This is a genomic window from Kocuria sp. CPCC 205235, assembly GCF_040980905.1.
GTDB lineage: Bacteria > Actinomycetota > Actinomycetes > Actinomycetales > Micrococcaceae > Kocuria > Kocuria carniphila.
On record NZ_JAVKPR010000017.1, the window covers coordinates 63313 to 69804 of the forward strand.

General features: G+C 62.1%; 5 protein-coding genes and 2 tRNA genes. 1 reads left to right on the forward strand and 6 read right to left on the reverse strand.

All coding sequences use genetic code 11. The annotated features are described in order from the left end of the window. Nucleotides 1-168 precede the first annotated feature (168 nt). From RF638_RS11900 to RF638_RS11925, 6 genes are all read right to left on the reverse strand, one after another. A complete protein-coding gene (locus RF638_RS11900; RefSeq protein ID WP_129700598.1) occupies nt 169-771 on the reverse strand; it encodes a DsbA family protein in 603 nt (200 codons plus the stop codon). 51 nt (nt 772-822) lie between these two features. Beyond that, entirely contained in the window at nt 823-2118 is a 1296-nt protein-coding gene (clpX, locus tag RF638_RS11905; protein WP_095798228.1) for an ATP-dependent Clp protease ATP-binding subunit ClpX, read from the reverse strand. 147 nt (nt 2119-2265) lie between these two features. Further along, complete coding sequence (locus RF638_RS11910; RefSeq protein ID WP_016996481.1) at nt 2266-2925, reverse strand: ATP-dependent Clp protease proteolytic subunit; 660 nt, start codon at nt 2923-2925, stop codon at nt 2266-2268. 47 nt (nt 2926-2972) lie between these two features. Further along, nucleotides 2973-3575, reverse strand: coding sequence for an ATP-dependent Clp protease proteolytic subunit (locus RF638_RS11915; RefSeq protein ID WP_095798314.1), 603 nt, complete (start codon nt 3573-3575; stop codon nt 2973-2975). A 290-nt stretch (nt 3576-3865) separates the two neighbouring features. Next, nucleotides 3866-5212 carry a trigger factor gene (tig, locus tag RF638_RS11920; RefSeq protein ID WP_095798230.1) on the reverse strand — a complete coding sequence of 449 codons (1347 nt, stop codon included), beginning with the start codon at nt 5210-5212 and terminating at the stop codon, nt 3866-3868. Between the two features lie 109 nt (nt 5213-5321). Further along, a tRNA-Pro gene (locus RF638_RS11925) sits at nt 5322-5394 on the reverse strand. Nucleotides 5395-5575: 181 nt separating this feature from the next. Between RF638_RS11925 and RF638_RS11930 the strand changes: the two genes are divergently transcribed. Then, nucleotides 5576-5646: transfer RNA gene (locus RF638_RS11930), tRNA-Gly, on the forward strand. Nucleotides 5647-6492: the final 846 nt, after the last annotated feature.

A 6492-nucleotide genomic window follows, 5' to 3' on the forward strand; every position in this document is an offset into this window, starting at 1 on the left:
GGGCGGGCACCCCCTAGGGGGTGCCCGCCCTTGTCATAACTGCGAAGGAATTCGAGCCAACATCCTGGTCCGTGAAAGTGCAGTTCTGGACCTGCCAGGTGCACTTTCGCGGACTGGAATGTCCGAGGTCCGCGCGTCAGCTGGAGCCTTCTCAGCTACCGAGCCGACTCAGCTGAAGTCCGGGCCCTTCTCGCGGCCGCGCTTGATCTCGTAGAAACCGGGGTACGAGGCCAGTGCGAGTGCACCGTCCCAGACCTTACCGGCTTCCTCACCCTTGGGTGCCGGGGTGAACACGGGGCCGAAGAAGCCCACTCCGTTCACTGCGATGCACGGGGTGCCGATGTCTTGGCCGGCCACGGCCTGGGCGGCCTCGGTTGAGGCGCGGATCGCGGCGTCGTAATCCTCGGAGTCCTTGGCGTCGGCCAGCTCAGCGGGCAGGCCGACCTCCGCGAGGGACTCCTGGATGATCTCCAGCTCGTCCTCCATGCCGCCCGGGTGACGGCGGGTGCCCATGGCGTCGTAGAGCTTCTTGTAGTATTCGTCACCGTGCTTCTGCGCCGCCGCCTCGATCACGCGCACCATCCACATGGACTCGATGTGGCCCTGGTGGTGATTGTCCGGGTTGTTCTCGTTGAGAATACCCAGCGAGATAATGCGCCAGTTCACCTCAACGTCGCGGATCTTGGTGACCTCTTCCATCCAGCGGGAGGTCATCCAGGCCCACGGGCACAACGGATCGAACCAGAAATCGACGTGCTGCTTCTCAGACATACGGTTACCTTTCGACAGACGGGTGCGTTGCTTTCAGGGGGTGCTCACGCGTCACGCGGACTTATGACGACGCCGCTCCGCTTCGATCATCTCGTGCGTAAAGACCTCGGGGTCGCTCAGTTTCGCCACGGAATCCGCGGTGACCAGTACCGCCGCGACGTCGTCACGGCTGGGCAGGTCGAACATGACCGGCATGAGGATGTCTTCCAGGATGGCGCGCAGACCGCGGGCGCCCGTGCCCCGCTCGATCGCCAGTTCGGCAATGGCTTCCAGGGCCTGCGGATCGAAGGTGAGTTCCACGCCGTCGAGCTGGAAGAGCTTGCGGTACTGCTTGACCAAGGCATTCTTGGGCTCGGTAAGGATCCGGACCATGTCCGAAACCGACAGTTTGGACAGTGTGGTCACGACCGGGAGGCGGCCGATGAACTCGGGGATCAGACCGAACTTCAGCAGGTCCTCCGGGCGCACCTGACCGGTGAGATCGACATCGGAGGTGTCGCGGATAGCGGCACCGAAGCCGATGCCCTTCTTACCCGTGCGCTGCTGAACGATCTCGTCGAGCCCGGCAAAGGCACCGGCCACGATGAACAGCACATTGGTGGTGTCGATGTGCAAGAACTCCTGCTGGGGGTGCTTGCGCCCGCCCTGCGGGGGAACCGATGCCACGGTCCCTTCGAGGATCTTCAGGAGCGCTTGCTGGACCCCTTCACCCGATACGTCCCGCGTGATCGAGGGGTTCTCAGATTTACGCGAAATCTTGTCGATCTCGTCGATGTAAATAATCCCTTGCTCCGCTTTCTTGATATCGAAATCGGCAGCTTGAATAAGTTTGAGGAGAATATTTTCAACGTCTTCACCTACGTATCCGGCCTCGGTGAGGGAAGTGGCATCGGCCACGGCGAACGGTACATCCAGCTTACGAGCCAAAGACTGTGCCAGATAGGTCTTGCCGGATCCGGTGGGACCCACCAACAAAATATTGGACTTGGCCACTTCGATGTCTTCTTCGTTGCCGTCAGAACCAGCAATCGAGAGGGTCTGCCCGGAGACCCCTGCGCGAATGCGCTTGTAATGGTTGTACACGGCCACCGACAACGCGCGCTTCGCGGTGTCCTGACCGATCACGTACTCCTGCAAGTGATCGTGGATCTGCTGCGGGCGCGGAAGTTCCACCTGGTCGGTTTCTTCGACCTCGGTGAGCTCTTCTTCGATGATTTCGTTGCACAGCTCGATGCACTCGTCGCAGATGTACACGCGGGGCCCGGCAATGAGCTTGCGCACCTGCTTCTGGCTCTTACCGCAGAAGGAGCATTTGAGCAGGTCAACGCTCTCTCCGATGCGCGCCATAGCCAATCCTCACAGTTCATCTAGACGTTTGCCCTCGGCACCACTTTAGGCGAGGGCGGAAGGTGCACCAAAGCTCGACACCGGTACGTGACGCGCAGCGGCGTCGCCGGAAAAAACTCTCCCGCGACGCCGCTCAGCCTACTCGTCTTACTGGGTGACGGTGACAGGCTTGTTGATCTTACGAGATTCCAAGACCTGGTCAATGATGCCGTACTCCAGCGCATCCTTAGCGGTGAGAATCTTGTCGCGCTCGATGTCGCGATTGATCTCCTCGGCGGACTTGTTGGTGTGCAGCGCCATGGTCTCTTCCAACCAGGTACGCATGCGCATGATCTCGTTGGCCTGGATCTCGATGTCCGAAGCCTGACCGCCGCCCTGACCCTCCATCGCGGGCTGGTGGATCAGCACGCGAGCGTTGGGCAGTGCCAGCCGCTTACCCGGGGTGCCACCGGCCAGCAGCACGGAGGCTGCGGACGCGGCCTGGCCCAGGCACACGGTCTGGATCTCGGGGCGGATGTACTGCATGGTGTCGTAAATGGCCGTCATAGCCGTGAACGATCCGCCCGGGGAGTTGATGTACATGGTGATGTCGCGATCCGGGTCCTGGGACTCGAGCACCAGCAGCTGCGACATGATGTCGTCAGCGGAGGTGTCGTCCACCTGAACACCCAGGAAGATGATGCGGTCTTCGAACAGCTTGGTGTACGGGTTCTGACGGCGGTAGCCGTAAGGCGTGCGCTCTTCGAAATCCGGAATCACGTAGCGGCTGGTGGGCAACTGCGGTGCAGTGGCGTGAGGCAAATTCATTGGTCCGTCCTGAAATTCTTGAAGTGGTTCGTGACAGCTACGGCTGGTTACTTGGATTCCCGCATGGTTCCGCCGCCACCGGTCACGTTGCCGGCGGACTGCGCGATGTGGTCGAAGAATCCGTATTCCAGGGCGCGCTCGGCGTCGAACCAGTTGTCGCGGTCGTTGTCGCGAAGGATGGTCTCGAGGTCCTGGCCGGTCTGCTCTGCGGTCAACTCCGCCAGGCGCTTCTTCATGGACAGGATGAGCTCGGCCTGCACGCGGATGTCGGATGCGGTGCCGCCCATGCCGCCGGAGGGCTGGTGCATGAGGATGCGGGCGTTCGGGGTCGCGTAGCGCTTGCCCTTGGTGCCGGAGGACAGCAGGAACTGGCCCATGGAGGCTGCCAGGCCGGTGGCCACGGTGACTACGTCATTGGGGATCAACTGCATGGTGTCGTAAATGGCCATGCCCGCAGTTACGGAGCCACCCGGGGAGTTGATGTACAGGAAGATGTCCGCCTCGGGATCCTCCGCGGAGAGCAACAGCATCTGCGAGCAGATCAGGTTGGCGTTGGTGTCACGCACCTCGGAACCGAGCCAGATGATGCGTTCCTTGAGCAAACGGTTGTAGACGTAATCGTCCTGGCCGTTGGGCGCCCCGTCCTCCATGCGCGGAGTGACCGGTGCGGCACCGTACGGCTGGATGGGAGTGGAGGTCATGGAATGCCTCTTTCTTCTGGGCGGGGTTGCGCGCGCCGGGCGCACAGCAACCCATGAACACTTTCTGTCTCAGCAGCGTAGTGCCGTACCCGCGCCGTTTCGCGGGCTCAGGCCCATTGTTCGCTGCTGGCGCATGGTCCACGACGCACGACGACGCCGCAGGCAACCTTCGCGTGGAAGGCCCCCTGCGGCGTCGTTCTGAGCCACTGTGTGCCCGCGAATAGCGGGCTCACGGATGCTTACTTGGCTTCGGTCTCGACTGCTTCTTCGGTGGCAGCCTCGTCCTCGTCGTCGGAGCCGACGAAAGCGGACAGGTCCACCTCGTTGCCCTTGGAGTCGGTGACCGTCGCGTACTCGAGAACCTTGGCGAGAGCCTTACGGCGGCGAACCTCGCCCACCATCATGCCGGCCTGACCGGAACCGTCCAGCATCTGAGCGAACTGGTTGGGATCCATGCCGTACTGCTGGGACATGTTGATGATGTAGTCGATCAGCTCGGACTGCTCCACGCCGACCTCTTCGGCCTCGGCCACGGCATCGAGGATGATCTCGTTGCGGAAAGCGGTCTCGGCGTTCGCGCGAACCTCGGCGCGGTGCTCTTCGGTGTCGTGATCGGGCTCGGCGGAAGCCTGGGCCTCCGGCGAATCGAAGTGCTGTGACAGTTGGTCCTCGATGACCTTTTCGGGAACCGGGACCTCGATGAGCTCAACGAGCTTGTCCAGGACCTTGTCACGGGCCTCGATGCCCTGTTCGACCACGGCGGACTCGGAAGCCTGCTTCTTGAGGTCTTCCTTGAGCTCGTCAATGGTGTCGAACTCGGAAGCCAACTGAGCGAACTCGTCGTCGGCCTCGGGCAGCTCGCGCTCCTTGACGGCGGTGACCTTCACCTTGACGGTGGCGTCTGCACCGGAGTGCTCGCCGCCGGCCAACTTGGTCTCGAAGGTGGCGTCCTCGTCTGCGGAGAGACCGGTGACGGCCTCGTCCATGCCCTCGAGCATGGTTCCGGAGCCCACCTCGTAGGACAGGTCGTTGGCGGCGTCTACCTCTTCGCCGTCGACCAGAGCCTGCAGGTCCAGGGTCACGTGGTCACCCTCGGCAGCGGGGCGGTCCACGGACTTGAGGGTGCCGAAACGGGCACGCAGCTCGTCCAGTGCCTTCTGCTCGTCCTCGGTCGTTGCCTCACGGGCCTCGACCTCGACCTTGAGGCCCTTGTAGTCGGGCAGCTCGATCTCGGGGCGGATGGCCACGTTGATCTCGACCTTGGTGTCAGCTTCGCGGTTGTCGGACTCCGGCTTGGCCAGGACCTCAACCTGCGGCTGGGACAGCGGGGTCAGCTCGTTCTCGGCGAGTGCCTGCTGGTAGAAGTCATTGAGGCCCTCGTTCAGGGCGTTCTCGATCACGAAGTCGAAGCCAACGCGCTGGTCGATGAGCTTCGAGGGGACCTTACCCTTGCGGAATCCGGGGATCTGAATCTGATCGGCCAGCTGCTTGTACGTCTCTGCGACAAACGGCTTGAGATCGGCGTAAGGGATCTCAACGGTGATCTTCGCCTCGGTGGGGTTGAGTTTCTCGACGGCGCTCTTCACTTCCGTTGTACTCCTGGGGTCGTGGATGAACAGTTCTCACGGGCCAGGTTTGGCCCGGTCGGTCAACGAGCGCTCCCCTGCCATTTGATGGCGGGTTGGCGCTCAGACGTCGGGGTGACAGGACTCGAACCTGCGATCTCCTGCTCCCAAAGCAGGCGCGCTAGCCACTGCGCTACACCCCGTTGTCGGTGTATATCCGTGCATTGATGTCCGTCCGCGGGCATAGAAAAGACCTTGGACACACCAACACCGTGCAAGTCTAGCGTGCCATATGCCGCTGAGCTGAAATTCCGCCTGTGCTGCCGCTGAATTGACTCTCAATTGGCGAGCACCGAACGCCTCGTGTAATCTTTCGGTGTCCCCGGGGGTGTAGCTCAATGGTAGAGCCCCAGTCTTCCAAACTGGCTACGCGGGTTCGATTCCCGTCACCCCCTCAGATATCCACAGCGGCCCCGCACTGATTCAGTGCAGGGCCGCTGTGCGTTCCCGCAACAGTCTCTGCTCTCTGCGCCACCCACCTTTGGCCTACAAAACCCCACCGTGGAAGGGCACTCTCGCCACCGCACATGAAGCGCCGTTAGAACCGCAGGGCACGCGTGAGGGTCGTTAGAACCCTTGGCGGGACCAGAAAGGGTTCCAACGAAACACTAGGTGCACACGCGGGTTTTACCGGCCCACAGAACGTGCGGCGACCCGCCGAAACCAACGTGAGACAGCGTCGTCGGCGGTCGAGGGGGCGAAGTGTCGGGGTGCCGAGGTGATTCACGCGCAAGACCGGGTGTTGGGGCCTCCGAGTGCGTATCCCTCACCCCTACGTCTCGAGCTGCCAATATCTGAGGCAGAGTTCTGCGGGCCAGAACATTCTGAGGCAGAGTTCTGCGGGCCAGAACATTAGGGGTAGAGGCAAACACCTGGAGGGCGGGTTTTGCCGCGATCCTCTGCCCCAAATGTCACCGGGTGCCATGGGCTAGGGCGCCCCACGAAAAACCACCCCTGGCCGTCTTCGCCTGACGCCTGCCCCGGACCTCGCCACATCGGGCGGCCCATCTCCAACCAAACTCCTCTTCTGAGGTGGCACTCGGACCACGGCGCACACGTGAGGGGTTGTTAGAACCCTCGGCGGGCCCGAGAAAGGTTCTAACCTGAGTTGGCTCACGACCTGGGGCTCTGCGGCATGGCGGGGCTGTGACCTGTGGTGATGCTGTCGGATTGGGGCGGTTTCACGCACTAATTGGATGGTTCTAGAGTCGTGGTGTGGTGTTCATCAGGCGGGTGCGGAC

Coding starts and splice junctions, on each gene's coding strand:
- RF638_RS11915 (WP_095798314.1), bottom strand. CDS start 3,575: ATGGAGGACGGGGCGCCCAACGGCCAGGACGATTACGTCTACAACCGT.
- clpX (WP_095798228.1), bottom strand. CDS start 2,118: ATGGCGCGCATCGGAGAGAGCGTTGACCTGCTCAAATGCTCCTTCTGC.
- RF638_RS11900 (WP_129700598.1), bottom strand. CDS start 771: ATGTCTGAGAAGCAGCACGTCGATTTCTGGTTCGATCCGTTGTGCCCG.
- RF638_RS11910 (WP_016996481.1), bottom strand. CDS start 2,925: ATGAATTTGCCTCACGCCACTGCACCGCAGTTGCCCACCAGCCGCTAC.